We start from the raw sequence: 26330 nt of genomic DNA, 5'->3' as shown, positions 1-26330 counted from the left end.
CGATGGGCGAACCCACCCGCATCCTGCTCGCCGACGACCACGCCCTGGTCCGCCGCGGCCTTCGCATGATCCTCGACGCCGAACCCGACCTCACGGTCGTAGCTGAGGCGGCCGACGGCGCCGACGCCGTCACCGCCGCGACCGCCGGCGGGGTGGACCTCGCGGTCCTCGACATTGCCATGCCCCAGATGACCGGTCTCCAGGCGGCACGGCAGATATCGCGGAGCGCACCCGACGTGCGGATCCTCATCCTGTCGATGTACGACAACGAGCAGTACTTCTTCGAGGCACTGCGCGCCGGGGCCTCGGGTTATGTGCTCAAGTCGGTCGCCGACCGCGACCTCATCGAGGCGTGCCGAGCAGCGATGCGCGGCGAGTCGTTCCTCTACCCCGGCGCAGTCACCGCACTCATCCGCGACTATCTCGAGCGCGACCGCCGCGGCGACCGGATTCCGAACAGCATCCTCACGCCCCGCGAGGAGCAGATCACAAAGCTAATCGCGGAGGGAAACACCGCAAGGGAGATAGCCGAAGTCCTCAGGATCAGCGTAAAGACCGTCGATCGCCACCGGGCAAATGTCCTGCAGAAGCTGGGATTGCGGGACCGGCTGGACCTCACAAGGTTTGCCATCCGCACCGGGCTCATCGAGCCCTGAGAGGTCCCGACCATATCCGGGAAATCACTTCACGGTGGGCATGCGAGGCAGGAGCAACTGCGTGGAGGCTGCGCTGTGGGCATAGTGCCCTGAACTGTGCTGGTCGGGCAGATAGGATGATGTGCATTATGGATGACCCTCCTTCACATATGCCCTGGCCCCTCCACCTTCTGGCCGGTTCGCCGGTCATCACGGGAGAGGGGCGCCCGAATGTATGAATGGATCATGCTCGGCATCGGCCTTGTCCTGACAGTCGGTACCGGTTTCTTTGTTGCTTCCGAATTCGCGTTGGTCAACTTGGACCGCGGCGACCTTGAATCCCGGCAGGCGCGCGGCGAAAAGCGCCTTGGGCCCACCATCAAGGCCCTCAAAATCACTTCGACCCACCTGTCCGGCGCGCAACTGGGCATCACGCTCACCACGTTGTTGACCGGCTACACGTTCGAGCCGGCCATCAGCCGGATGCTCGGCGGTCCCCTGCTGGCCGCCGGACTCCCTGAAGGTGCCGTGCCCCCGGTGGGTTCCGTCGTCGGAATTATCCTCGCCACCATTTTCTCGATGGTGATCGGCGAACTGGTGCCCAAGAACTTCGCCCTGGCCCTGCCGCTCGCCACTGCGAAGGTGGTGGTGCCGTTCCAGGCACTCTTCACCGCCGTGTTCAAGCCGGTGATCCTGCTGTTCAACAACACGGCGAACGCGATCATCCGGTCCTTCGGTATTGAACCCAAGGAAGAGCTCTCCGGTGCCCGCAGCGCCGAGGAACTTAGTTCCCTGGTGCGGCGCTCGGCGTTGGAAGGCGTCCTGGACGCCGACCACGCCGTGCTGTTGCACCGCACCCTGCGCTTCTCCGAACACTCCGCCGCGGACGTCATGACACCGCGGGTGCGGATGACCGCCGTCAACAGCGATGACACCGCGGAGCAGGTCCTGGCCCTGGCCAGGACTACCGGCTACTCCCGGTTTCCCGTCATTGGCGAAGACCGCGACGACGTCCTGGGAGTCCTGCACGTCAAACAGGCCTTCGCGGTGGCACTGGAGGAGCGCGAGACTGTGACGGCAGCAGACCTGATGATCGAGCCCCTGCGGGTGCCCGAGTCCATGGGCGTCGATTCGCTGCTGATCCTGCTGCGCAAACAAGGCCTCCAAGTAGCGATCGTGTCTGACGAGCACGGCGGCACCGCCGGCATCGTGACCCTTGAGGACCTGGTGGAAGAGATCGTGGGCGAGCTCGAAGACGAACACGACCGGGCGCGCGTGGGCGTGGTCCGGGTGGGCCGCTCCCTCACGTTCGACGCCTCAATGCGGCCGGACGAGCTACTGGACCGCACGGGCATCGCCGTTCCCGACGGCGAGGACTACGACACCATCGCCGGCTTCGTCTCGGACGACTTGGACCGCATCCCGGAACTCGGCGATGAAGTGAAAATTGACGGCGGCACGCTCCGGGTCGAGCGGGTCCTGGGAACGCGCGTCGAACGGATCCGCTTCACACCGGACGAGTCACAGGGAGCGCCCAAGAACCCGCATGACCGCCTCATTGACGACCTCACGAAGGAGCTGACCCATGAGTGAATACCTGCCCGGCATCGTTTGGCTGGTGGTGCTCCTGGTGGTTAACGCGTTCTTTGTGGGTGCCGAGTTCGCCGTCATCTCCGCCCGCCGCTCGCAGATCGAGCCGAAGGCCGAGGCCGGCAGCAAGGCCGCGAAGACCACCCTGTGGGCGATGGAACACGCGACCCTGATGCTGGCCACCAGCCAACTGGGCATCACCGTCTGTTCGCTGGTGATCCTGAACGTCTCCGAACCGGCAATCCACCACCTTCTGGAAATTCCGCTGGGCCTGACGTCCCTCTCCTACGAAGCGATCAGCATCATCGCGTTCGTCACAGCGCTGCTGCTGGTGACCTTCCTGCACGTGGTCCTGGGCGAGATGGTCCCAAAGAACATCTCCTTCTCCGTCCCCACCCGGGCGGCGCTGATCCTGGCACCGCCGCTGGTCATGGTGGCGCGCATCTTCAAGCCCGTGATCTGGACCCTGAACGGCATCGCCAACTCCATCCTCCGCCTGTTCAAGGTGGAACCAAAGGACGAGGCCACCAGCGCCTACACCCTGGACGAGGTCGCGAACATCGTCGAGCAGTCCACCCGCGACGGCATGCTGACCGACACCACCGGAACCCTGACCGCCGCCTTCGAATTCACGGCCAAAACCGTGGCCGACGTCGAGGTCCCCATCAGCGAGATGGTGCTCCTGCCCTCCTCAGCGACACCGGCAGACATCCAGCGCGCCGTTGGTGAGCACGGCTACTCCCGGTACATCCTCACCGATGACGACGGCGTCCCGTCAGGCTACCTGCACCTGAAGGATGTGATGGACCTGGTGACACCGGAGAAGTTCGCCCGACCCGTTCCGGCCAAGCGGATCCGCCGGCTCGCGTCCGCCTTCAGCGGCAGCGAACTTGAGGACGCACTGGCCACGATGCGCCGCACGGGAGCCCACGTGGCCCGCGTGTTCGACGCCAACGGCAACACCACCGGCGTTCTCTTCCTTGAGGACATCATCCAAGAACTCGTAGGCGAAGTGCAGGACGCCACCAGCACATGACGGAACACCCGTCTTCTACGGAAGGGCGCCCCTCGTGTTGGTTGGAGGAGCGCCTTCCGCCTTCGATCGATACCTGGTGGCGACGGACTTTCCGATGAGCACCTCGCCGGTGGGAACGAGCGCCTAGGCGTGAATACGGTGGAGAAGATCAGGGCGGGGAGTGGCGATATCTGTCCGCTAGGTCGTGTCGAGTCCAAGGAACGTTAGGGGTACTCCCCCTGGTAAGGACCCCACATCATGCATGGGATTTGCCCAAGAGAACGGCTTCGTTGGTTGTGAGACTTGCCTCCTGCCAGTCAAGAGACTGGACGGGAGAAGCGTTCATAATTGGCCAGTTCGTTGGCGTCGAAGAGGCCCGTGATGAGGTTGCCCGGATGGGACCAGTGATCTTGCGATAGAGGATGCGGTGCAGTTGCGGATGCAGTTGTTCGATGATGCGCGCGGCTATGGGGGTTGTCAGCTACATCAATTTCATCTGGGGCGGTTCAGGGTCCCCATTCATAGATGTGCTCCGCCTGCCACGTCGAGTGTTACCCCGGTGATGTAGCGGTTGCCCGGATCGGCGAGGAATAGGAAGGCGCGGGCGACTTCCTCGGGTTCGGCAATCGGCGCATTGGCAGTTGTGCCGCCCGCTTGGCGCGGTTGGCGGCCGCGTCAGGGCCTGACCGCACCACTGATCGCCGCCGCATTTGTCGGCGCCGGACAGCCCATGTTCGTTGCGTATTACATGATCGCCATTGTCTCCCTCAGTCTCATCGTCTACTTCACGCTCCCGGAAACTGGCAGCAAGGGCCGTCGTGTCACCGTCGCACCGGCCAAGGCCAGAATAGGCCACCGCGGCGGCCAGGCAACAGCCCGCGCACCAGCGTCAGAGGGACGCCACCACAAGCTTTGTAAACACGATAAAAACAAAATCCCCGATAAAGGTATTGCCTTCGGTAAACCCGTCCTTTATTTTTCGCGGATGGAAATGAGCTCATAGACCATGGCCGAGCTCGTCGCTGGTCCGCGGCAGGTTAACCGGCATCGCGGGCCGGGGTGAGCACGCAGTTCGATGTCGATACGCGCCGGGTGAGGAGGGGATCCCGTGATGCGGATCCGCCAATGATCACCGTTGCGGGAGGTCTCGACCACCCTGTAGTCATTCCGGCCTGCCGGGCCGAAACGCCTGAGCGTGGCCCCGACAGCGGTCTGCTGTGCTGGGAATAGATCCGTGTATCCGCGCAAATACTCCGCGTGGATGCGGCCCGCGAGGTGTTCTTCGATCGTGGCGACGGACGACTCCACGTCCAGATTTCCGTAATAGACACCGTCGGGTGCAACCACGACGTTGGCTGCGAACCTGTCACCGCCTACATGCGAACATTCCCACACCAGCTCCGGCCATCGCTCACTCAGCGCACGTCCAACGGGCCGTCCCCACACGGCACAGCATTGGTCATGTTGACTGTGAGTGCAGACCAGGATAACCGGCGGATAACCGAGCGTTCCGGGGAGGCTGAGGGCCCTGGCGATCTCCGCCAGATCCTCATCCTTGCCCCACGTTCCCCATTGCTGGCGATAGGCGCCCGAATCCTCATGGTGCAGTACTGCCCAATGGCTCAGACCCTCGCGGCGGCGGGGGCCGGGCCGTCTCACCAGCAGCACCCGCGCCCGCGCCGCCTTCGCGGCGGAGAGCACGAGTGCTTTGGTCTCAGGCTCGAGATCAAGCCCTTCGAAGCCATTGAGAGGCCACCCGCCCCGGTACTCGATGAGGACCCAGACGACGCCGTGCGACGCTGTGCCTGCAATCGGGTCGCCGCGCAACCGGGCGCCTTCGGAGCAGAAGAAGCGCTCGGTGGCCGCCACTGTGGCGAAGTCACTGTCTAGATCACTGTTCAACGGGAACGAGGACCCCCGCGCGCAACAGTCTTTCAACGAGTTCGACGCCGAGATCGCTCGCGGTGTGAATCTCCCCGTCGAGCAGGCGCGTTACAGAAGGCAGATCGGTCGCTGGGAAGTCGAGCCAACCGACGCGCGTGGTAAGGCGCAATCCCTCTAGCCGTGCTTCCAATGCATCGCGAAGCCGGACCACAGACTCGGGGTTTAGGCCGTCGACAGCCGCGAGCTGGGCCAGCGGTCCCAGCGGTGCCGGTCGGCCCTGTCCTCGCCGGGTGCGGTGGAACAAAGAACTGGTTTCAGCCTCAGCGACAGCAGCGGCGAGCCGCCCACGGACGACGTCGATTTCCCCGTTTGGTCCGTCGACGCCCAATGGCAATGTACGGCGCATCTCGGGATCGTTGGACAGCTCTGCGAGCGCGGCCTGGGCGAGCTGTTCGGCCAATGCGTAGCGGGTCCAACTGTGGATTCCAAGCGTGAGGTGGATGGAGACCTCGCCCTGGGCCCGGGCGGCATGCAACCAGCCGCGCGGCAGGTAAAGGACATCACCTGGCTCAAGCACCGTGTTGAGATAGGCCTCGCCTTTCGCGGCCTCGGCCACGGTGGAACGGCGATCGGTCCAGGGTTGATCACGCAACGGGTCCGGGTGGACCGGCTCATGGATGATCCAGCGCTTTGTCCCCTCGATCTGCAGGACGAAGACGTCGTGCACGTCGTAGTGATCGTCGAACCCACGGTTCTGAGGCGGCGTGATGTAGGCGTTGGCCTGCACCGGATGTCCGAGCTCGGTGCTTAGCCTGCTGCTGAAGTCCGTGACAGGCTCCCATGTGCGGTGCAGTGCCTGCAGCACGAGCGTGGCACCGTCCGCGAATTTGCGCCAAAGCGCTGTGTCGTCGAGCTGGTCAGAGATGGTGGCGCCAACGCCGGCGGAGGACGTGAATGACGAGTCGGGAAATGTAGAGCCACCCTTGGCAACGCGGAGAAAAGGCGTGCGCAGTCCGCGGCGCGAGACCAGTTCGTCGACGGCCTCGGCAGAGAACAGATCGGAGAAGTCGCTTGCGCCACGCGTGAGCAGCGCCGTGCGCCCCCAGACGTCGTCGGCGAACCTCTCACGCCCAATCTTTATCAGGCGTGCCTCCAGGACCCCGCGGCTTTCCCAGGCGTCGGGGTCCTGAAAGTCCGTGCGGGTGGTGCTCAAAGTTCAGATGCCCCGTTCCGCGGCTCCCCCATCGGCTCCTCCGTCAGCTCCCCCGTCGGCACCGCTGTCAGCTCCCCCGTCGGCACCGCTGTCAGCTCCCCCGTCGGCACCGCTGTCAGCTCCCCCGTCGGCACCGCTGTCAGCTCCTCCGTCGGCACCCCCATCATGCTTGCCGGGGACGCCGGCCGCGCCACCGTCCGCGGGGCCTTCCTGCTGGTTTGGATCCTGCTCTGGACTGGTCATGCTTCCTCCCGAGAATCGAATTGCTAGGATCAGCTCCGTTACCGGCACCTGATCACCCACCCGGGCGATCCTTCATCGGCACCGCCCGTGATCACCTTAACGGCAGGGGCCCAGCCCTGGGAACAACCCTCTTTTTACAACTTAGATAGATTCAGAACTGGGACAGTCCTATTCGGCTGCCCGGCGCGGAGTCCAAGGTCGGTCCACGCTTGCCATCGGCATCAGCTAACACGCCGTCACGTCGGACGTTGAAAGGCTGAGCAAACAAGTGAACTGTGGTGCGGGGAGCCGGTGGTTATACACGGGACGCTCGTGATGCCAACGGTGCTGATCGAACGTTGTACCGCTCAGATTTTGACACCTACTCCGAACTTTCTGAGCAACGCTGGGCGGGTCCTCCAACGCCACCAGGACGCTGCGCGCCAGCCCCCCAAGTTTCACTCGGCCCCTCCACCCAGCGGGTGGTCCCCTACCAGTACGACGCCCACAACCAACAACCGCCGAAAACGCGCCAAAACAAAGGGTGAAGGAACAGGGGTTATGGAAAAGCTCACGACCACACCACCATCAGATGTCCTCAGCTTCATCGGGCACACCCTCGGCTTCTGGCCACAGGAAAACCTCTTCGACGTCTGCACCAGCGAAGCCGCCAGTCCTGGCCAGGCCAGACCCCATGCCGGCACAATCGCCCGCGCTCACTGGAGTCCTCGCCGCACAGGGCATCACCTTCAGGGACGGACTCTTCGTCTACCGCGGCGGCGTCGTCGAACCGTCCGACCGGATCACCCTCCCAATCACCAGCCAGGCAGCAGCCAAAGCGACCGCCGTCGAACACCACATAGCCATCATCGCCACCCAGCCCACCGATACCACGCTGCAGCAAGGCCTGAAACCCTACTGTCTGTTGGGCGGGTCGCACGGAACGCTCTGCTTACGACACCACCCTGGCGACGTGACTGACAGGCCGCTGGCAACGTGAGGAATGCGCCCCATCCATCCGAAACTGCGCATGCAATCTACAGAACCCGCCCGAGAGTCCACGCTCATGCCTCTGGGGGGCTAGGCTGTGGCCAAATGCAAGAACCATCCCACGAAACGAGTCGCTTTGGATGCAGTCAGGAAGACCGCGCTGATCGCGGGAGTGTTCTACCTCGTTACCTTCGCCAGTTCCATCCCCGCCGTCTTCCTTCTGGGGCCTGTATTAAACGACCCGAACTACGTCGTCAGCGCCGGCAATGACACCAGTGTGATCTGGGGCTGCCTGCTTGACCTGATCAATGCCTTCGCCTGCGTGGGCACTGCCGTGGCCCTGTTCCCCGTAGTAAAGCGGCAGAACGAGAGCCTGGCGCTCGGCTTTGTCACCGCACGCGTGTTCGAGGCTGCAGTCATCGCCATCGGGGTCGTCAGCCTGCTGGCGGTGGTGACAATGCGGCAGACAGGAGCTGCCGGGGCAGACCCACACTTACTGGTCAGCGCCGGCCAGGCACTTGTGGCAGTCCGGGACTGGACGTTCCTCCTGGGCCCCGGCACTATCCCGGCCCTCAACGCGCTGCTGCTGGGTTACCTTTTGTTCCGGTCGAGGCTTGTACCGCGCATCATCCCCATCCTGGGACTGGTCGGAGCCCCGCTGCTGCTCATATCAGCCATCACGACCATGTTCGGTATCAACAGCCAGGTTTCCGTCCTGTCAGCGGCTGCGACCCTGCCCATCTTCCTATGGGAATTGTCCCTGGGGCTGTACCTGACGTTCAGGGGCTTCAAGCCCTCGCCCGTCCTTGCCGGAATTGCCGCAGGCTAAGTAACCCGGCGCTTTAGTCGCCGCAGTCCCATCCTGTTTTGAGTACCCACCCGGAGGCCGCAGTCCTATCATGACCGTATGGACACACAGGCTGGCCCTCACGTTGTCCGCGCAGGCGAAGGCGACGTCACTGGAGAACTTGGATTTTTGGACCGCTACCTTCTTGAGAGCGCAGCTTCCTCCGGCCGGGTGGCCCTGGTCGAACACGTGCTCGGCCCAAAGATGCTGGCAGCCCCGATGCACCGGCACAGCCGCGAAGATGAGTACACGTTCGTGCTGACCGGCACGCTCGGGGTAATCGAGGAGGGCATCGAGATCACTGCCACGGCGGGCGATTTGGTTTCGAAACCACGGGGACGCTGGCACACCTTCTGGAATGCCGGCGACGACGAACTCCGCGTCCTAGAGATCATCGTTCCAGGCGGCATCGAGGCCCTGTTCCGCAGACTAGCCGAGCCAGGCGGCGAATACTCCCCCGAGACACTCCCAGCCCTCGCAGCCGAGTACGGGGCCGAGGTGGACTTCGAGGCAACCATGCCGCTGGTCGAGCGGCACGGGCTGGTGGTCTAGGGCAAGTCCTCTAAGGGACAAGGTCGCTGGTCGTTCGAGCCCAGTTTTGCCAGCACCATGGGGGGCACGGTTCTGCCCTGCCCCTGAGAACACACCCCAATCTGTGGTGGGATTGCGTCGAAGACTCCGCGCCATCACGGCAGATCCCGACGGCACCCCCGTAGAGAACCCCTCGGGAGGCTGAAGCGGCAACGGCGACGGCCTAGCGCCGTTATCAGGCATAACGGCGCGGTTCAAAAACGGCACCGAAACGGTTAAATCGGCCGATAACTAACCCCCGGGTTTACTGGCGCGTGACCCCGATGCGGTGTTCTTTACGGTTCCGCCCCGAAGCGGCAACAACCCTCGTTTTGGGGGCTTGGCACTCCTTAATCTTGAGCTGTCCAACCGCACCACACCACTCCCCTTGGATGGCACCAATGAAGAAACTCCTCCTCTGGCTCACGGCGCTCCTGGCGGCCCTCGGGCTGGGCATCGTGGCGCCGGGGCCCGCCTCGGCAGCCACATCGTATTGCGGTCTCGAATGGGGATCTCAGGCTAAATCCGCGCCTGAGATGAGCACCGCCTCCGTCACCAACGTCCGGACAGGGCAACAATCCTGCTTCGACCGGATGGTGGTTGACCTCAATGGTCCGGTAACGGGCTACACCGTCGGGTACGTTCCGGAGATTATCCAGGACGGCTCCGGCTTCACGATCCCGGTGTACGGCAAGGCACGTCTGCAGGTTACCGTGAACGCACCCTCATATGACGGCAACGGCAAGCTCACCTACAACCCGGCCGCAAAGGCTGAGCTGTCCAACGTGGCCGGATACCAGACCTTCCGGCAAGTGGTTTACGCCGGAAGCTTCGAGGGTTCCACCAGCATCGGCCTGGGCGTTCGCGCCCGACTGCCCTTCCGGGTCTTCACCCTAGAGGGGCCAGGGTCCGGTTCCCGGCTGATAGTGGACGTTGCCCACTTCTGGTGACGGAATCGAGAAGGTGCCGCACGCCCCTAATCCGGCGTGCGGCACCTTTCTATCCGGCCCGGCTGCCCAGAGGCTACATCTGAAGCCGGAAGAAGCTCTTCGGGTCCCCAGCGCCCAGCAGGTCGTGGTGGAAGACGATGGCGTCCACCGGGCGGATGTCCACGAACAGCACAGCGACCGTCCGGGAGTGAACCACGGTGTAGAGGGTGAGGTCTTCCACCCAGGAATGGATCCCGGCGTACTCCTGTACCTCCAGCCCGTCGCCGAGCAGGCCCATCTCCTCCAGCAGGTCATAGACAACGTTCCAGGCGAGATCCATCAGTTCATGGATCACCGCCTCAACCGTTGGAGCCGTCATAGGACCATGGTCCTGCCGGGTACTGACAGTCCTCGGGAGCCGGAGGGCGTGTCCCCAAGCTGGTGACCAGCTATAGCTAGACTGAGCCGGGTAAGGACGGATTGGGGGATCCACGGCGACCATGTCGTTGTTCCGCTGGTCCTAGCCAGCGAACAAAGGATGACCGTGACCTTCTTCCAGGATCTGCCGACGCCAGAGCCGTTACCCCGCGGCCGGACTGTCAGGTATGTGCCCCCACCGTGGGCCGGTGCACCGCCCCACGAGCTTCCGAGAGTTGTCCACATCGGGCGATACCTGCACCGCACCCGCACCTTCGTCATGGCCGCTGAGCTGGGCAAAAGTGTATTCGACCGGTTGCTCTCTTGATCTGACGTGGACACTTCGACGGGGTGAGGAAGACGACGAAGCCTGGGCTGAGCTGAACGGAGCATTCTTTGGCCATCCCCACAGCAGGCAAGCCGTCCACCGGCGTCCCTTTGCAGGTCTCCTTTTCGGAGTCCAGTTGGCGGACGGATCGAAGGTACGGGCGGACTCCACACTGCATGCCCGTTATCCACCCGGCACCGATGAGCAGCCCGATCCGCCGGTCCTCATCCTTCGAGGGAATGGAGGCGAAGGCGGGGACGACGAGATGTCTGGCAAAGCCAGCCTGTGGCTTTGGCCTCTGCCTCCGGCCGGCGACCTCCAGCTGGTAGTCCAGTGGGCAGAACTCGGTATGCCAGAGTCGTCCACTACGATCGACGGCGGCAAGCTCCGGGAGGCCGCAGTAGGCGCCGAGAGGTACTGGTCGGAGGAGGGCGGGCAGGAATGATGGATCTCGACAGCCTGGTCCTGACTGTGGTCTTTTCGGCGATCTTCTTCTACGTCCTCTACGGCGTTATTCGCGCCGGCGTCCGCGACGGCATCGGACAGGCGGACGAGCGGCGCGGGCGGATCGATGGGAACATGCAGGCCTGGCAGTTCAACGAAAGCCGGAAACAGTGAGCGCCTCCGCTGCCGTCATGGCTCTCGTCGGGACCGTGTCCGCCTTGTTTGTCCTGCCGTACCCCCGAGCCGCTTTTGGGGTGGCTCCGAACGGGACTGAAACAGTGGTGCTTGTCGCCCTGCTCTGGGTCGGCTGCTGGATTGTTGGCCGCCGACGCGGTGCGAAGCGGGGGATCGGTGAAGTTCACCCCCTCCCCGCAGCAAGCGGCAGCCCTGTTTGATGCGAACCTCATCTTCGTTGAGGACTTCCAGGCATTGCTGCACAGTGGCTCGCGGACGGCAAAGACTGCGAAAGCCTCCGGCTCCTTGCCGGCGCTGACCATGACGACCGCGACGACATTTGGGGATGGCGGGTGAAGGCCTGAACGATCTCCGCATCAAGGCTGGCTCTGCGGAGGAGCGCTGGCAGCACGTGTGGAGCTATGAACGGACGGGGACGCGTATCTTGGTAGCTTCAGCAGGCCAGGCTGACGTCACGCACGATTTGCTGTCCCTGCCTGGGCTTTAGTGCCGGTGGGCTTCTTGGTGTCAGGTGACGTGCGCCCTTCAGCGGCCAAGAAGTATGTCGGCGATAAGCGCGCCTATGACTGCAAAGACCAGGGGCGACTTGGCGCCTTCCACCGCCATATGCAGTATCAAGGGATGCCCCTCCGGAGCGTTGATACGAGGCCCGGACGCCATCGGGACGGCCATCAAGACGAGCACGGCGAGAGTCGCCAGAGCGGTAAGGCGGGCGAATGTACCGTGGATGGACACGCGGTACACCATGACTGCTGCCACGGCGAGGACGATGAGAGGCACAGTCCACACGTACCTCAGCCAATCGCCCTCAACCCCGATCGGCCGCTCGTTGAAGCTCAAGAAGACGTGGATCTCGGACAACTGCAGCTGCATGGTGAGTTAACCCGTCAGGAGGATGACAAGAACGGGCCCGCCAATGGCGCGATGATGGACAACAGAGAACTACGCTCGGGGGCAGCCCTGCCCCTTCTTGGAGTAACTATTTTGTCCATCATGAATCCCCCAATTCGTTGTCCTCAGACTCCAGGCGTTCAGGCGCAATCGGAACAGAACAAAGCTACCCGCCGTCCGGCTCCGCCTCGCCCGCGAGCCCGCGGGAGGCAATGTGCGCAGCCGTGCGCCGGTATGCCTCGGCGATGAAGTCCTCGATGTCATCGGTTCCGATGCGCCACAGGCCCCGTTTATCTTGCCTAGGTCCCGCGAAGCTCCCCGCTGCTAAGCAACTCACGGATCTGGTTTTGGTTCAAATTCAGCTCTTCGGCCGCTGCGAGATCGTCAGGAAGCGGTTCATGGGTTCGGTCACCGGCTCATCCTATGTGTGGCTGGCCGGAGGCAGTCGTAGACTCGGGCCATGAAGACGGGTTGGGGGATCCTGGGAGTCGCTGCGCTGATCGCGGTCACGCTGCCGGCCGCAGGCTGCAGCAGAGCGTGTCCGGCAATAGGCTACGTCAGCGGCCTCGAAGTGATCGTTGAGGGTCATACGACGGCAATCGACGAGGTCCAGCTGTGCACCGACGAGGGCTGCTCGGCGCCAGCACCGACTGCGGCACCTGTCCCTGCCCCTTCCGTGGCCGTCACCGATGACTGGGTCCAGCTGCCCGGCGGAGGCTTCTCCCCCGCACCGGGTCCACGTATCCCGCCGCCGACCTACCCCGACACTCGCTACATCGGCAGCAGGCAGGGAGACAATACCTGGAGTTTTACCTTCATCCTCGGACCTGTACCAACCCAAATCACCTTGCACGCTCTAGCCGAGGACGGCTCCTTATTGGCCGAACAGGTGAACGACCTGGAATGGACCAGGGACGACCCGTTCAACCCCTGCCCCGGGCCTATCTCTACGCCCCCGGTCGTCTTCCTGGTGGGTGAACGATGAATTCAGACAGTCCCCTTCCCGGCAGCAGTCCGAGTGGTGAGTTCGGGAGGAGAAGGCCTATGAGCCATCGGAGGTAAATTTCTAGGAAGCACACAATTGCCGAGTGGGGCCCGATCAGTCCTGACGTTACCCTGCAGCGGGGGCAGTGCCGATCACAACGACCGGCGTACATTCAGTTTCGGGACGTTTGAGATCACGAGCAGGACCGGCGAGTACGAACGGAGATGGGACTATGAAAAGTCGGTTCTTTCCCGGTACTGGCCGCCGACGGGGATACCTTTTGGCTGGCGGGGCTTGGAATTGATGCTCATGTACTGCTTGTGTGCGGTTGCAAGGCAGAGTGACAGCTGCGTCTTCAGACTTGCATACCTCGCGGCGCCGAAATCATGTGAGTGGCCACACATTCAAGACCTTGCGGGGAGTTTTCTTTTCCCGGGCCGCATGGGCGCGCGTCGGGAAGACGTTAGGTTTCATAGTAGGAGGAACGAAATGAGCGTCATGGAGGCGTCTTCCAGGTAGGGCGGAAACCTGAAAGTCAAGAGACAGCGGATCGTAGGAGACTCAACATGAAAAACGGGCGTTTGGGTGAAGCCGGGTCGGAGCAGCCCGTGCACGAACTTCAGGGCCTGGTGGCCATCGTGACTGGCGGGTCATCCGGCATCGGAGAAGCGGTCGTCCGCAGGTTTCAGGCCTTGGGCGCCCACGTCGCGGTTTTTGCCCGTCATCCGGCATCAGCATTGGGCGCCTTCCCGGTCGCCTGCGACGTTAGCGATGACGGCTCCGTCCGTGCCGCCGTCGGCTCCCTCCTCAAGGAGTTCGGCCGGCTGGACATTGTGGTGAACAACGCCGGCATTGGCGCGCAGGGCACGGTGGAGGACAACGACGACGACGAGTGGCACCGGGTGTGGGACGTCAATGTTGTGGGCATGGTCCGCGTCAGCAGGGCGGCACTCCCTGCCCTGCGGGAGTCGCCGTCGGCCGCCATTGTCAATATGTGCTCGGTGGCCGCCACAGCCGGTCTCCAGAAACGGGCTCTATACTCGGCCACCAAGGGTGCGGTGCTGTCGCTGACCCAGGCCATGGCGGCGGACCACCTCCGTGAGGGCATCAGGGTGAATTGCGTCAATTCCGGGACGGCGGACACCCCGTGGATCTCGCGCCTGCTGGAGGCGGCCCCGGACCCTGCCGTGGAGCGCGCCGCGCTTGAAGCCCGCCAGCCCCATGGGCGGCTGGTAACAGCAGACGAGGTGGCCGGTGCCGTTGCCTACCTCGCGAGCCCGTTGTCCGGCTCCACGACGGGCACCTCCATAGCCGTCGACGGCGGTCTGCAGGCGCTGCGACTGCGCCCGGCAACGCGGTGACCAGGGCCTGAAAGTTACAACCGGGCCGCACCGAGACATGATGCCTGCCCCTCGCTCTGGGGGCAGTGGCCGCTCCACTGGGAATGCGAGGTATTTTCTGGGCGAATGCGGCGCTCCTGGCTGGAGCAATAGCCATCGTGGCCGGATCCGAGTCCGGGCCTGCAACACCAGTTTCAGAAGGCGGAATAAGCTCCTGATGCATGACCTCACCCCAGGCCAGGGATAGCGGAGAGCCGGCGGCCTGGGCTTCATCAATACCTTGAGTCGATGTGTTGGATTAGCGCCACCCATCTCAAGGGCGGTAACACTGAACGGACTTACGTCATGCCTGCGCGACAGCCTTCCAGGACTAGCCCTGCTCAAAGCTTTGTTTATCACGGGTAGCGGACCCGTTGAGCCGGGTGCTAGTTAGGCCACACCTCAACCTGCCAAGCGGCTCCTTGCTGGACTACAGAAGCAGCAGGAAATGATCCTCCGCTCTACCGTGAAAAGTACGCGGCCGCGGCTCACAGCCGGGCCAAGACCAAACTCCAAGAAAAGAACCTGGTCTCGACACTGTAGACACGAGGCATCTCAAAACACGTGGTTAGGTAGCCAAGAATGAAGATCACCTAAACGCCCGGCTGGAGTATCCAGCCCGGCGTTTACTAATTGGCTGGCTTCTTCCCTTCTCGGATAGTCCTCTGGGACAGAGCCAGGTGCCAATGCACCGCAAACAGTCCTTCTACTTTGAGGTCGGCTACGGCGAAGGAGCCGCGCCTCGACCGGCGGTTTCTTTTGTCGCCCTCGATCAGGGTTCCTCTTGACAAATACGTGAGCACACTCATAATTGATTGCAGTCATAGTTTCGTCTGACCAATCCAAGGAAGGCCGGTGCCAAGCACCTGCCGCGGCAGGGCGCCCCCGTCGTTGCACCAACGGCACCAATCATCAGTCACCACCCCAGAAGGAGCATCACGGCATGCGAGCGTTCGTAGTCACTAAGTACAGGGAGCCGCTGCGCGAGGCGGACGTCCCCGAGCCAATCGTCGGGGACCGCGATGTGCTCGTACAGGTGCAGGCGGCGGGCCTGAACCAGCTGGACGAGAAGATCCGGCTGGGCGAATTCAAGCAGATCCTGCCCTACAAACTCCAGTTGATCCTCGGCAACGACGTCGCCGGTACCGTCCTCCAGGTCGGGGCAAAGGTGCGCGGGTTTAAGCCCGGCGATGAGGTCTACGGCCGCCCGGACCAGGACCGCATCGGCACCTTCGCCGAGCGCATCGCCGTCGCCGAGGAAGACCTTGCACTGAAGCCGGTATCGGCCAGCATGGAGGAAGCGGGCTCGCTGCCGCTCGTGGCCCTCACCGCATGGCAGGCCCTTGTCGAGCAGGGCAACGTGCGACCCGGGCACAAGGTCCTCATTCACGCCGGCGCCGGCGGGGTCGGCTCGATCGCTATCCAGCTCGCCAAGTACCTCGGCGCGACCGTTGCAACCACCGCCAGCGGCTCCAACGCCGGCTTCGTGCGTGACCTCGGAGCGGACATCGTGATCGACTACCGCACCCAGGACTTTGTGCAGCTCCTGAACGGGTACGACCTCGTGCTCGACAGCCTCGGCGGTGAGAACCTCGAGAAGTCACTGCGCATCCTCCGGCCCGGCGGCAAAGCTATTGGGATTTCCGGCCCGCCGGATCCGGCGTTTGCCCGCAAAGCCGGGCTGAATCCTGTGCTCCGCCTGGCAATCGCTCTCGTCAGTAGCAAGATTCGGCGGCAGGCCAGGAAGCTCGCCGTCAGCTATGAATTCCTTTTCATGCGCGCCAGCGGGGACCAACTGCGCCAGATCAGCACCCTTGTCGACGACGGCGTGTTGCGCCCCACCGTAGGAAGAGTCTTCAGCTTCGACCAGACCCCAGAGGCGCTGCAGTCCCTGGCCGGGGGCGGCATCCGCGGGAAAGCAGTGGTTACCCTGACCCGCTGAACCGCCACTCTTTCCACCTCACAAACCACGCAGGAGAAGAAACCGCCATGGACAACACCGGCACCCCGCACGAGTCCCTCGTTACCTCATATGCCAAAGCACCTACCAAAACCCTCACCACCGGTGACACCACCTACGCATACCGCGAGCTGGGCCCCAAGGGCGGCATCCCCGTCGTCTTTTTCGTGCACCTCGCCGCCACATTGGATAACTGGGATCCCCGCATCATCAACCCCATTGCTGAAAACCGCCACGTCGTCACCTTCGACCAGCCCGGCGTCGGCGCCTCCACCGGGCAGGTTTCCCATAGCATCGAGGCAATGGCCGACGACGCCTACACCTTCATCAAGGCCCTCGGGTTCGAAAGAATCGATGTTTTCTCCTTCTCCCTGGGCGGCATGATCGCCCAGGACCTGGCCCTCAAGCATCCCGACCTTGTCCGCAAGCTCGTGCTCACCGGGACCGGCCCGCGGGGAGGAAAAGGCATCGACAAGGTCGTTGGCACCACCTACTGGGACATCCTCCGCGCAACCCTGACGAGGTCCGACCCCAAGGAGTTCCTCTTCTTCAACCGCAACGCCACAGGCAAATCAGCAGCGAAAGCGTTCATCAAGCGCCTCCAGGAGCGCACCGTCGACCGTGACAAACCGATCAGCACCCGCGCATTCCAAACGCAGCTGAAGGCAATCCAGGCGTTCGGCCGTTCCGCCCCGTCGGACCTGTCCACACTCACGCACCCCACTCTCATCGCCAACGGCGACAACGACCGCATGGTGCCATCCCTCCTCTCAACGGACTTGCACCGGCGCATCAAGGGGTCCGAACTGATCATCTACCCCGACTCGGGTCACGGCGGCATCTTCCAGTACCACGCGAAGTTCGTTCCGGCCGCCGTCGAATTCCTCGCCACCTGAACGTTCAGAACTTCTATGTCTCATCATTGAGAGTTGGCCGATGCCGTGGTCGCGATAGCTTCTTCACTAGCAGTGCGGCAGCTTTCCCGCCAGCTCATTCCGCTGGCTTCGGCAGCACGCGCTTATGACACACAGGTCGGACTACGTGAACCACGGTCCAGCCTTCCCACTGCTAGAAGTAGAAAGATTGGGGTGCCTCGAATCTCCGCGGTCGTTATAGTCGTAACTGAGTCTAGTCAGTTTATGTTCCGGAGGGACCTTCATGCCCGTCGCATCCCAGCCGCTCGGACGACGCGAGCGGAATAAGCAGGAGAAGCTGGACCGCATCACTGCCGCGGCTAGTGAGCTGTTCGCCGAACATGGGGTCGAGGATGTCACAACTCAGCAAATCGCCGACAAGGCCGATATCGGCACCGGAACCCTGTTCCTTTACGCAAAGACCAAGGGAGAACTCCTCCTGCTCGTGCAGAACACGCACTACGCGAAAGCGCTGGAGCAGGGCCGGGCTAATGCTGAAACCATCCCGGATGCACTGGATGCAGTGATGGCCCTCGTGCGGCCGATCGTGGAGTGCAACCGCGTCCAGGTCGACAGCGGGCGCACCTACCTGCGCGAGATGGTCTTCGGGGACCCGACGGAGCCCCACCACAGTGAAGCCCTTTCCATCGTCGCGCAAACTGAGGAGGCTATCGCCGCCGTCTTGGCCCGGAATGAACTTTTCAGTGCCGATGATGCCGCAACAATCGCACGCATCGCTTCGGCCATCATGTTCCTCAGCATGGCAGTGAGTGCAGATCCCGCTCTTCGCGTCGACGACGTCGTCCAAGACATCAGGACTCAAGTCCGCCTGCTCCTGCCCCGCTGACGCAAGAACTTTCACCTATCACCGTCAAACTTGCAGCCTGTCAGCCGGAACGACACCCCAGCCTGACATCACGCGTCCGAGCGTGCCAGGTGTGTGAGTCGGGCACGTACATGTTCCTTAAGGCAGACGTAGGTGTGGACAGTGTCCACACCCTCTTTGGCTGGACAAACCTCGGGACGCGACACTCGCGGGCACGCCTAAGACCGCCTCCTCGGGGCGCCCTTTAGCGGGATCGCCGAAGTCATGTCGTCCCCGCTTCCCCGACACATGAACAGGTGTTGGCCACCCACGACCAACCCGACAGAACCGGAACGAGGAACCGCATGACCCCAGCTCACAGCGGGCGGAGGGCCCACCAGCCAGGGTCCTGACCCCGCCACCCCACACACCTGGAAAGGCTCGGCGGCAGCCAGGCCACAGCCCGCGTACTAGCGTCAGAGGGACGCGACCACAAGCTTTGTACACACGTTAAAGCAAAAACCCCTCTGACGAGGGGATCTACTGTGCCCGAGGTGGGACTCGAACTGCATTCCAGCCCTTGTAAACACTGGGAACCCGCGAAAACATGCGGAATCCTAGCCAGTCCGAAGCTGTTTGGCCCAGTACGAGACGAAAAGTGTGGACATTGTCCACACCCCCTTTCGGGGCGCTGGAGGACTACCGGGGCACCAGATGCCTGGAAATCTCGGCGGCAGCGTTCGGCAGGTCGATAGTGCCCGCGGCGACTCCGACGACGAGGTCGAAGCCTTCATCCGTGGTGAAGTCATGCCGGTAACCGTTGATCCACAGCAGCAGCACCATGAGCGTCCACGCCGTCCGTTTGTTGCCATCAATGAGTGGATGGAACCGGGCGACCGACTCCAACAAGGCTGCCGCCTTCACCGCGAGTTCGGGATAGGCTTCCGCGCCCATGACAGTCGTAGCCGGTCTGGCCAATGCTGAGGCCAACAACCCGACATCACGGATATGGAAGCTGTACCGATCAACTACCTGAAGTACATCCTCAATGCCCAGGTACGCTGTCACGCGTCCTCAAGGCGCTTCAGCAACTCAGCATCATGACTCATAACAAAATCGAGGCCCTCACTGATTTCACGCCGGCGCGCGTGGCGCTGCAGAACCAGCTCGGCCCCCTGCAACAGAAGCGCGGACTTGGACGTGTGTTCCTCGGCAGCCAACTTCTCCAGCCGCCGATCGAGGTCTTCAGGAACACGGAGATTCATAGCCATACGCCTATGGTACCAAAACGGTACCCGCGTCGCTGCTGGACCCCATGTCGGGTAGACAGACCTTGGACCTCAGTGGCCGATACGGATCGGACCTCGCTTGGAGGCATCGTGCCTCAGAAAACCCTCTCGGGCATCTATCTAAGACAAAACACGGCGAGACAACTTTCCAAGACATCAAGACACCTGTCCAGACGCCACTCCAACTGGGCTATATAGAGCGGAGGCAGTGTCTTGAATAGCTGTTGGTTATCGAGACAACGCAGTTAGTTATCGTCGACTGCGAATTCCGCAATCGACGACCATTGCAAGAGCAGTAGCAATGAACTCGTGAGTACTAGGCAGCAGCCACTACTATCACGATTCCGATGCCTATAACGACCACCCCAAATACGGTCATGCCAACACCCCAGAACCGTTTGAGTCCTTCAGATGTGCGGTCGGTCTTAAAACCACGAAGGATGTCCATTAACGTGTCTGCGAACCAATTCCTCTTCACAATGATCCACGCGCCGAAAATTATGCACATGGTTGCTACAGCATAGGCCTGCACTTGCGCACTCATTCTCCCGGCAACCTGCCGCCCAATAAGCCATATATGAGCAGGCCAGCACCCACGGACATGACTACCCCGGCGTAAACGCGCTTGTAACGGATCTGGCCTCGCATATACCGGTTCACATCCTTGTCTGGGTACTTCCGGGCGTAACCTCTCTCTAACCCGTTCTCGATGATGCGACCGAGCGCGAGTATTGCAAAACCACCGACGATCAGGAATAGACCTAGCAGCGCCGTCTCGGACATATGCACTTCCCCGGCTTAGTAACCCATAAACATTACTGAACACCCTGCCCCGTATCCGTAACTCGGCCCTGCATAAGCATCAAACGATGTCAGCCCAAATCCGTAAGTCCGGCCGCTACCAGTTATGTTGCTACACTCTATCGCCGTGGAATCCTCTCCCCCAGCTGTACCGAAAAGGCTCCCGACAGCACCAATACCAGCTTCTAATCTGTTCCCAATGCCCGGGGTCTGGGCCAGATACGGCCCGTTAGACGAACTATCTCATCTCATCGAGGGGAGCTAGAGAGAACGTCCCCGAGGCTTCGCATGTCCAAATGCGCTGGCTGAAGATCTTCTCCGGCAGGATGCCCCACTGGCCGTGGGCGGGGCCAGCGGACAGCACACAAGAAGTACGGTAGGCAGTAGCGCAAGGCAGCGTGGGGGGGAGTTGGGGGATGACTGATGAACAAGAAGCGCCAATTGGGTACGTCCATAGGGCTCGTCGGTATCGCAGTGCTATTGGTCAGATTGGTGATTCAGCTCGACGAAGCCCTTAGCTACCCGGACGGCCTCAAGGTTCTGGGGGTCGCCATGCTTATCATCGCGGTTGTCACACCGCTGTGGCTTTGGTGGGTGTTCTACAAAGCGAGAACATTCAAGACGTGGCTGCAGCTAAACCATCCCGGAGCCCTGGTCGTCGACACCTTTTGGACAGGGCGGGAACTCGGAAGATTCCTCAAGAAAGGTCCGCTTACGTCAAAGACGAAGGGGGCAGGATTCATCCTCGATCTGGTCGCAGACGCCTGGGGCCTGCAATTGGTCCGACAGCGAAAGCAACCTGTTTATTTCGGGTTGGTGCCGTGGGAGCACGTCATTTCAGTAAGAATGGAAACACTGAAGAGGCCGCTAAGTCGCCGCCCGCTGTCGGTCATCGAGATTGATTCGTGGGACACACCCTACGTCGCAGTCATTCGTCTGGTGCCTTCCGGAAGGCAGAACAGGGAGACTGGAACGTCGCTTGCCGACAAGATCCTGGCGAAGAAGCCCCGCATTCATGAGAGATAGCTCCTTTCGCCTCGGATGCTTCTATAGCTGTCAATAGGCACGCAGGTATCACAATGATGTGGCTAATATCGAGCATACGGGTGCTACGTTCGGTGCATCGGTAAGGTGGAGGACCGAGATGAAGCCATTCTTATGGCGCCGAAAGCCCCGGGAAGCCAAAGAGCAGCTTGCTTCCCGTCTTAAGGGCGCGGCGGCCTTTCATGCCATGCGACTCCTTGACGGAGAAGAGTTCGAAAAGGTCCTTGCACGTGTCAGGAATACCGTTCCTGGTTTTCGAGATGCGCAGTATCGTGCCGCAATAGAGGAAGGTATCGTAACGGCAAAAGCTCAGCGGCAAGCGGACCTCGAACGCCGTGAGTCTTATGTTGACAAGGCTCGAAACCAGCAACTCTACGATGCCGTATTCATGCTCCGTCACTTTACTGACCGACCTCTTGGCGCGGGAGATCGCCTGGGGCCAATTGACGTCCACAAGGCGCTGGGCGACATGTATAGCCGGGAGGCGATCGAGGAGGCCATTGTGGCGGCGGACGCACTGTTGGCAGCTGGTTGGCAATGCGACCTGTCCGAAACGGACGCGCCAACCAGACTGGGCGTGCAGTTCCCTGGCTTCAGCCGGGATCATTACTGGGAGGCCGCGTCGTGCGGCTACTGGGCAAGCCGATAGCGGAGTCAGCGACTCAGCGAAGAAGAGGCCACACCGCCCAAGGCGCAATGAGGGCGAAGGTCCCAGTTAGCCTGCCGGTGCTCGGCAGGCTTGGTTCAGCGTTCGGTAGATCTGGCGGGTGATGTATCGCTTGAGGCTGCGGATGATCTCCTTTTTGGTGCGGCCTTGGCTTGTTCGTTTGGCGACGTAGTCTCTGGTTGCGGGGTCTCTGTTGATTCTGATGAGGGCGATCGTGTAGATGGCCTTGTTGAGTTGGCGGTCGCCGCCGCGTTGAGGCGCAATCTGGTGGTACTGCCGGATGAGGCTGGGACCGGGCAGGTGCCGGCCAAAGCAGCGAACGCGGCTTCGGAGCGCACTCTTCCGGTGTGTGACCAGGCGGTGAGGATGATTGCGGCGAGTACGATGCCGTAGATATTTAGAAGGGCCGGCTGAACCTGCTGCACAAGCGTCTCGAGTTCAGAGTGGTTCTTGGCCATCTGTTCTTGCAGGGTCAGAATTTGCTTCGCTAATCTGACGGCTTCGCGGCGACAGGTTTGAGTTCCGAATTCCTCGTCCCGTTCCCTCCATGCAGCGATGGTGTTGATCTGAGTGGTGGTCAAGGGTTTGCGTGCGTCAACGCCAAGGTCGATGACTCGCAGGAGGGCGGTGAGTGCGTTGATGGCTGCAGTGCGTTCGCGAGCCATTGAGCGGCGTGCATTGGAGAGGATCCGTAGGGCCATGTGGTTCTGGCCGGATCGGGGTTCGCTCAGGCGGTCTAAGGGAATGCTTAGTGCGGCTTGTGCTGCTCGGGTCGCGTCAAGGGAATCTGACTTGCCCTGGTACCTACCAAGGCGTTGGTTGGGAATTGGAGCTTCAGTTACTTGGAAGCCTGTTTCTACTGCTTGTTGCCTGAGTTTTGCTCCGTACGATCCGGTTCCCTCCATGGAGAGCAGTACCGTCTCAGCGGTTGTGCCGGTATGGCGACGAATCCAAAATAGAGCGCGGTTTCCGCCCGAGACGGTGGCCGGGAATGATTCGTTTGCGATCTCCCGGCCGTCTGCCGTGTTAATGATTGCGAGTGTGTGGGTTTTAGCGTGAGTATCAATGCCGACAACGAAGCCGAAGTGCTCTCGAATGATCACCTGTTTCCTCCTTCGAAGGGGTTTACGGCGTGGCAGGACTGTAATGGGCCACACCCGGGTTTGAGTGGGCATGCTTCTAATCAGGCCAGCGCAGTAGACAGAACCATGCCGGACCCGGCTAGGGCGGACAGATCCAAGAAAGCGCACTCCGCACAGCTTTATTCGAAGGCAAATCCACGGGTGGGTCACACGTCAGCCGAGTCACAGCACCAGACTGCCAGCCGCTCACAGAGCAACCGTGTAAAGACTTACAGTCCACGGGAAGCGGGCCTAGAGAGGGTCCCTGTTTGGAAAGCCGATCGCGGGCCCCTGCCCAGCAGCTACGTATCTGGCTGGTTCTCAAAAACAAAGGATTCCGAGAAAACGGCGTATCGAGAATCCCGGTGCCGGCGGTTCATGGAAGTGGCGCGAGGTCCGGGCGCGGAAATTGGTCTCCATGACGAAAAGCTGCACACCCGTCGCGGTTCTCACAAATAATTCTCGAATCTTTACAGTCGAACTAACACCCCGACCGGAGTTTGGGAAGATGAAAACCCCTGACTTCGCACCGCATCGGCTACGCCGGGTTCCACCCGGGCGTATAACCTGGACTTGCAGCGCGACACTCTGCAGAAGGCCAGATGCGACAAGATCTACACGACACCTCTGTGAACCGATGCCCAGCAAGCTATCTCAAAAACAAGGGCGTGCTAGGCAGCTTCCGACGCGACCTCTGGGACGTCGCTCCTGCTAAGAGCCGAGTCAGTGATGAAACGCTGACGCTCAGCCGCTCAGCCGTTTCCTTCAAAGTCTTTCCTTCGCTGCGCAGCTGCCGCGCCGTTTCCAGTTTTCCTGGCGTCATGGACCGCGGGCGGCCGCCGAGCCGGCCTCGCGCTTTCGCTGCGACCAGCCCAGCCTTGGTTCTTTCCGACAGCCGTGATCGTTCGTATTCTCCCAGGGAAGCGAACATGTCAAAGATGAGTTTGCCGTGGGCGCTGCTCGTGTCCAACCAGGGTTCAGCCAGAGAACGGAAGCCTATCCCCCGCTGACCCAGCACTGTAACGATGTCAGGAAGGTCGGAGGTACTACGGCCTAGTCAGGTCTGCGACCAAAAGCACGTTGCCCGGCTGAAGATAGTCCAGGCAGTCCTTCCACCGTAGCCGTGTCTGGGTAGCACCGGGCGCGGACTGCTCCTGCCGCTACCAACGCGTCCACCTGTGAATCGAGCGATTGGCCACGAGTACTGACCCTTGCATAGCCGACAACGTTCCCGGATACGTCAAAAACCCTCCCATTAACCTTTTGACTGCTTTTCTTTTCGGCAACCAGTTTTGACTACAGTAAGGGCGGCCGTTTTTCGGCATTTTGTGACTTTCGGTGGTAAATGGCGGTCTTTTTGCGGCACAATTTGTCACCCTGGCGGCAAGCACAAGGGTGAAGGGAAACACGGGATCATGGAAAAGCTCACAATCACAACACCATCAGATGTCCTCAGCTTCATCGGCCACACCCTGGGCTTCTGGCCACAGGAAAGCCTCGTCTGCATCACCCTGAACGAGAACAGCATCGGCGCGACCCTGCGCATCGACCTCCCCCGCCAACCCGGCCAGGAACTCCCCTACGCACACACCGTCGCCCACTACCTCACCAGCGACACCACCGCCACCTCCATCCTCTTCGCCGTATACACCAGCGAAACCACTCGCCCCGGACAAGCCAGACCCCACGCCGGCACCATCGCCGCGCTAACCGGGGTCCTCGCCGAACAGGGCATCACCATCCGCGACGGACTTTTCGTCGGCGACGAAACCTTCTCCCCCTACGACGGCGAACCCGGCACCAGTCTCGCCCTGCCAGTCAGCTCCACCCAGACCAGCGCGATCAACGCCGAATTCATCTACCGCGGCAGCTTCATCGAACCCACCGACCGCATCACCCTCCCAGCCACCAGCCGGGAAGCAGCCAAAGCGACCGACGTCGAACACCACATCGACACCATCGCATCCCAACCCACCGACACCGCACTCCAGCAAGGCCGGAAGTTCAGGGCCAAGATGCTCGACTCCAACATCTTCCCCAGCGATGACGACTGCCACGCCCTAGTCGCAAACCTGCAGTTCCCGGCGATCCGGGACCGGCTCATCGCAGACATCCCAGGAGTCGACGAACCCATGCAGCAGATCCTGTTCGCCCAAACCGACCAGGCCCCGAAGTGGTCACGCATCGAATGGGCACAACAACTACTCCTGCACGCCTACACCCGTACCAGCGCCGAACACGCAGCACCGGTCCTCACGGCCATCGGCTACATCAACTGGTGGGAAGGCAGAGGCAGCAAAGCACACCAATTCCTCCAACTCGCCCTCGACACCGACCCCGCCTCGCCCGCCTCAGCGACCAAATGATCGGCTCAGGAATCGTCGCCGGCTGGAACATGAACAAAGACACCGCCTACAAATCACTCCCCTTCGACCTGCCGTGAAGCACTTATGTCCGAGCCAGCAGGTTGACGGAATCACAATTATCGGCGATTTGGAATTGGCGGGGGAGAAGCCTCTGAAGCATCTGGGTTCCGGCCGGGATTCGCCGCAAGACTTTCAGTCTTTATGTCTTTCTGGCATTCTCGGATGACGAAACGGGAGGCGCTCACGTCAACCTCATGCCACAGGGGTCAGGTGGCTGTAAACCTTCAGGTCACCAGCGTCATTGCGGTCACATAGATTGTGATCAGGTCGCTTCTACTGTCCGCCGTCCAGACGCCTCGATACCTTCATCTCCGCGCTGAACTTCTCTCGGTAACACCTCTACCTAGTTGTCTTGGTTGACGTCGGCGCTTAGCATGGTTGTCTTGGTTGACGGTAAAGGAGGGGTGTGTGGTGAATCGGAAGGACGTTTTGGGAAGCCAGAATGTCCAAGAGAAAGATCAGGATCCTGCCCTTCGCCACCAGGGTCCCACGCCTGACTTAGCCGTGCTTGTAACGTACGTGGCGCAAGCCCTATCTGAGGTTTCCCAGATAGATCAACGGCAACGTAAGTCTCCCGATGTCAGTGAAGCCGAAGTGCGAGAGGTTCTCCAAAAGTACATCGTGGGGACAGCTCGCCCTGCAAGGCACCACAAGCTTCGAATTTACCGGCAGAAACGTGGGCATCTCCGGAATAGCCCAGGCTGGCGAATGATTAAACTCGAGGCGGCTGAACAACCTCCTTCTAGCGGCGCTAGTATGCCCACCAGTC

The 26330-nt window shown here is 61.5% G+C and carries 31 protein-coding genes; 19 read left to right on the top strand and 12 right to left on the bottom strand.

What is annotated here, in order from left to right:
- The first annotated feature begins 2 nt into the window (after window positions 1–2).
- The 3 genes from AC5RUU_RS11955 (at window position 3) to AC5RUU_RS11945 (ending at window position 3261) form a co-directional block, all read left to right on the top strand.
- The gene (locus AC5RUU_RS11955; RefSeq protein ID WP_493975417.1) at window positions 3–656 is read left to right on the top strand and encodes a response regulator; all 654 of its coding nucleotides are present in this window, start codon (window positions 3–5) and stop codon (window positions 654–656) included.
- 210 nt (window positions 657–866) lie between these two features.
- Window positions 867–2228: a hemolysin family protein gene (locus AC5RUU_RS11950; RefSeq protein WP_493975416.1), complete on the top strand. Its 1362-nt coding sequence runs from the start codon at window positions 867–869 to the stop codon at window positions 2226–2228.
- Window positions 2221–3261, top strand: coding sequence for a hemolysin family protein (locus tag AC5RUU_RS11945; protein WP_493975415.1), 1041 nt, complete (start codon window positions 2221–2223; stop codon window positions 3259–3261). The genes AC5RUU_RS11950 and AC5RUU_RS11945 overlap by 8 nt, the downstream gene beginning before the upstream one ends.
- 498 nt (window positions 3262–3759) lie before the next feature.
- Here the strand turns inward: AC5RUU_RS11945 and AC5RUU_RS11940 are convergent, their stop codons facing one another.
- Window positions 3760–3867, bottom strand: coding sequence for an SDR family oxidoreductase (locus tag AC5RUU_RS11940; protein WP_493975474.1), 108 nt, complete (start codon window positions 3865–3867; stop codon window positions 3760–3762).
- A gap of 7 nt (window positions 3868–3874) precedes the next feature.
- On the opposite strand from AC5RUU_RS11940, the gene AC5RUU_RS11935 reads away from it, so the two are divergent.
- A complete protein-coding gene (locus tag AC5RUU_RS11935; protein ID WP_493975414.1) occupies window positions 3875–4243 on the top strand; it encodes a hypothetical protein in 369 nt (122 codons plus the stop codon).
- Here the strand turns inward: AC5RUU_RS11935 and AC5RUU_RS11930 are convergent.
- Genes AC5RUU_RS11930 through AC5RUU_RS11920 form a run of 3 tightly spaced genes read right to left on the bottom strand, consistent with a single transcriptional unit; the run spans window position 4213 to window position 6580 of the window.
- A complete protein-coding gene (locus tag AC5RUU_RS11930) occupies window positions 4213–5109 on the bottom strand; it encodes a ferredoxin family protein (RefSeq protein ID WP_493975413.1) in 897 nt (298 codons plus the stop codon). The genes AC5RUU_RS11935 and AC5RUU_RS11930 overlap by 31 nt on opposite strands.
- 22 nt (window positions 5110–5131) lie before the next feature.
- Window positions 5132–6337, bottom strand: coding sequence for a cupin domain-containing protein (locus AC5RUU_RS11925; RefSeq protein ID WP_493975412.1), 1206 nt, complete (start codon window positions 6335–6337; stop codon window positions 5132–5134).
- A 3-nt stretch (window positions 6338–6340) separates the two neighbouring features.
- Window positions 6341–6580 (bottom strand): BatC protein, encoded by a 240-nt coding sequence (locus AC5RUU_RS11920; RefSeq protein WP_493975411.1) that lies wholly within the window; start codon window positions 6578–6580, stop codon window positions 6341–6343.
- Between the two features lie 673 nt (window positions 6581–7253).
- On the opposite strand from AC5RUU_RS11920, the gene AC5RUU_RS11915 reads away from it, so the two are divergent.
- The 4 genes from AC5RUU_RS11915 (at window position 7254) to AC5RUU_RS11900 (ending at window position 9916) form a co-directional block, all read left to right on the top strand.
- The gene (locus AC5RUU_RS11915) at window positions 7254–7559 is read left to right on the top strand and encodes a hypothetical protein (RefSeq protein WP_493975410.1); all 306 of its coding nucleotides are present in this window, start codon (window positions 7254–7256) and stop codon (window positions 7557–7559) included.
- Between the two features lie 126 nt (window positions 7560–7685).
- The gene (locus AC5RUU_RS11910) at window positions 7686–8378 is read left to right on the top strand and encodes a DUF4386 domain-containing protein (protein WP_493975409.1); all 693 of its coding nucleotides are present in this window, start codon (window positions 7686–7688) and stop codon (window positions 8376–8378) included.
- Window positions 8379–8456: 78 nt separating this feature from the next.
- Entirely contained in the window at window positions 8457–8948 is a 492-nt protein-coding gene (locus AC5RUU_RS11905) for a cupin domain-containing protein (RefSeq protein ID WP_493975408.1), read from the top strand.
- Window positions 8949–9367: 419 nt separating this feature from the next.
- A complete protein-coding gene (locus AC5RUU_RS11900; RefSeq protein ID WP_493975407.1) occupies window positions 9368–9916 on the top strand; it encodes an AMIN-like domain-containing (lipo)protein in 549 nt (182 codons plus the stop codon).
- A gap of 73 nt (window positions 9917–9989) precedes the next feature.
- Here AC5RUU_RS11900 and AC5RUU_RS11895 read toward each other — a convergent pair whose 3' ends face one another.
- Window positions 9990–10274 carry a hypothetical protein gene (locus AC5RUU_RS11895; RefSeq protein WP_493975406.1) on the bottom strand — a complete coding sequence of 95 codons (285 nt, stop codon included), beginning with the start codon at window positions 10272–10274 and terminating at the stop codon, window positions 9990–9992.
- Window positions 10275–10776: 502 nt separating this feature from the next.
- Between AC5RUU_RS11895 and AC5RUU_RS11890 the strand changes: the two genes are divergently transcribed.
- From AC5RUU_RS11890 to AC5RUU_RS11880, 3 genes are all read left to right on the top strand, one after another.
- Window positions 10777–11085: a hypothetical protein gene (locus AC5RUU_RS11890; protein WP_493975405.1), complete on the top strand. Its 309-nt coding sequence runs from the start codon at window positions 10777–10779 to the stop codon at window positions 11083–11085.
- Window positions 11082–11258 (top strand): hypothetical protein, encoded by a 177-nt coding sequence (locus AC5RUU_RS11885; protein WP_493975404.1) that lies wholly within the window; start codon window positions 11082–11084, stop codon window positions 11256–11258. Before AC5RUU_RS11890 ends, AC5RUU_RS11885 begins: the two co-directional genes overlap by 4 nt.
- Window positions 11259–11435: 177 nt before the next feature.
- A complete protein-coding gene (locus AC5RUU_RS11880; RefSeq protein WP_493975403.1) occupies window positions 11436–11615 on the top strand; it encodes a hypothetical protein in 180 nt (59 codons plus the stop codon).
- A gap of 189 nt (window positions 11616–11804) precedes the next feature.
- On the opposite strand, the gene AC5RUU_RS11875 is transcribed toward AC5RUU_RS11880, so the two are convergent.
- Both AC5RUU_RS11875 and AC5RUU_RS11870 read right to left on the bottom strand, forming a co-directional pair.
- Entirely contained in the window at window positions 11805–12140 is a 336-nt protein-coding gene (locus tag AC5RUU_RS11875; protein ID WP_493975402.1) for a hypothetical protein, read from the bottom strand.
- 196 nt (window positions 12141–12336) lie between these two features.
- The gene (locus AC5RUU_RS11870) at window positions 12337–12507 is read right to left on the bottom strand and encodes a hypothetical protein (protein WP_493975401.1); all 171 of its coding nucleotides are present in this window, start codon (window positions 12505–12507) and stop codon (window positions 12337–12339) included.
- A 123-nt stretch (window positions 12508–12630) separates the two neighbouring features.
- Between AC5RUU_RS11870 and AC5RUU_RS11865 the strand changes: the two genes are divergently transcribed.
- The 5 genes from AC5RUU_RS11865 to AC5RUU_RS11845 all read left to right on the top strand — a co-directional run bounded on the left by AC5RUU_RS11865 (window position 12631) and on the right by AC5RUU_RS11845 (window position 18255).
- Window positions 12631–13155 (top strand): hypothetical protein, encoded by a 525-nt coding sequence (locus AC5RUU_RS11865; RefSeq protein WP_493975400.1) that lies wholly within the window; start codon window positions 12631–12633, stop codon window positions 13153–13155.
- 566 nt (window positions 13156–13721) lie between these two features.
- Window positions 13722–14516 carry an SDR family NAD(P)-dependent oxidoreductase gene (locus AC5RUU_RS11860; RefSeq protein WP_493975399.1) on the top strand — a complete coding sequence of 265 codons (795 nt, stop codon included), beginning with the start codon at window positions 13722–13724 and terminating at the stop codon, window positions 14514–14516.
- A gap of 961 nt (window positions 14517–15477) precedes the next feature.
- The gene (locus tag AC5RUU_RS11855) at window positions 15478–16476 is read left to right on the top strand and encodes an NADP-dependent oxidoreductase (RefSeq protein ID WP_493975398.1); all 999 of its coding nucleotides are present in this window, start codon (window positions 15478–15480) and stop codon (window positions 16474–16476) included.
- A gap of 47 nt (window positions 16477–16523) precedes the next feature.
- Window positions 16524–17390: an alpha/beta fold hydrolase gene (locus AC5RUU_RS11850; protein WP_493975397.1), complete on the top strand. Its 867-nt coding sequence runs from the start codon at window positions 16524–16526 to the stop codon at window positions 17388–17390.
- A gap of 262 nt (window positions 17391–17652) precedes the next feature.
- Window positions 17653–18255: a TetR/AcrR family transcriptional regulator gene (locus AC5RUU_RS11845; RefSeq protein ID WP_493975396.1), complete on the top strand. Its 603-nt coding sequence runs from the start codon at window positions 17653–17655 to the stop codon at window positions 18253–18255.
- Window positions 18256–18912: 657 nt separating this feature from the next.
- Here the strand turns inward: AC5RUU_RS11845 and AC5RUU_RS11840 are convergent.
- The 3 genes from AC5RUU_RS11840 to AC5RUU_RS11830 all read right to left on the bottom strand — a co-directional run bounded on the left by AC5RUU_RS11840 (window position 18913) and on the right by AC5RUU_RS11830 (window position 20285).
- On the bottom strand, window positions 18913–19281 hold the full coding sequence (locus tag AC5RUU_RS11840) for a type II toxin-antitoxin system death-on-curing family toxin (RefSeq protein WP_493975395.1): 369 nt from the start codon (window positions 19279–19281) through the stop codon (window positions 18913–18915).
- Window positions 19278–19484 (bottom strand): ribbon-helix-helix protein, CopG family, encoded by a 207-nt coding sequence (locus tag AC5RUU_RS11835; RefSeq protein ID WP_240685144.1) that lies wholly within the window; start codon window positions 19482–19484, stop codon window positions 19278–19280. The genes AC5RUU_RS11840 and AC5RUU_RS11835 overlap by 4 nt, the downstream gene beginning before the upstream one ends.
- 558 nt (window positions 19485–20042) lie before the next feature.
- The gene (locus tag AC5RUU_RS11830; RefSeq protein WP_493975394.1) at window positions 20043–20285 is read right to left on the bottom strand and encodes a hypothetical protein; all 243 of its coding nucleotides are present in this window, start codon (window positions 20283–20285) and stop codon (window positions 20043–20045) included.
- A 441-nt stretch (window positions 20286–20726) separates the two neighbouring features.
- Here AC5RUU_RS11830 and AC5RUU_RS11825 point away from each other — a divergent pair, with 441 nt between their 5' ends.
- Both AC5RUU_RS11825 and AC5RUU_RS11820 read left to right on the top strand, forming a co-directional pair.
- A complete protein-coding gene (locus AC5RUU_RS11825) occupies window positions 20727–21329 on the top strand; it encodes a hypothetical protein (protein WP_493975393.1) in 603 nt (200 codons plus the stop codon).
- A 118-nt stretch (window positions 21330–21447) separates the two neighbouring features.
- Window positions 21448–21996, top strand: a complete 549-nt coding sequence (locus AC5RUU_RS11820; protein ID WP_493975392.1) for a hypothetical protein — start codon at window positions 21448–21450, stop codon at window positions 21994–21996.
- A gap of 95 nt (window positions 21997–22091) precedes the next feature.
- Here AC5RUU_RS11820 and AC5RUU_RS11815 read toward each other — a convergent pair whose 3' ends face one another.
- On the bottom strand, window positions 22092–23117 hold the full coding sequence (locus AC5RUU_RS11815) for an IS110 family RNA-guided transposase (RefSeq protein WP_493975391.1): 1026 nt from the start codon (window positions 23115–23117) through the stop codon (window positions 22092–22094).
- Between the two features lie 667 nt (window positions 23118–23784).
- Window positions 23785–24153, bottom strand: a complete 369-nt coding sequence (locus AC5RUU_RS11810; RefSeq protein WP_493975390.1) for a recombinase family protein — start codon at window positions 24151–24153, stop codon at window positions 23785–23787.
- 397 nt (window positions 24154–24550) lie between these two features.
- Here AC5RUU_RS11810 and AC5RUU_RS11805 point away from each other — a divergent pair, with 397 nt between their 5' ends.
- Window positions 24551–25501, top strand: coding sequence for a DUF4192 family protein (locus AC5RUU_RS11805; protein WP_493975389.1), 951 nt, complete (start codon window positions 24551–24553; stop codon window positions 25499–25501).
- Window positions 25502–26330: the final 829 nt, after the last annotated feature.

Source organism: Arthrobacter sp. K4-10C, from assembly GCF_059090085.1.
Note: the sequence above shows the minus strand (reverse complement) of the source record. Positions and strands in the feature narration are given on the sequence as shown.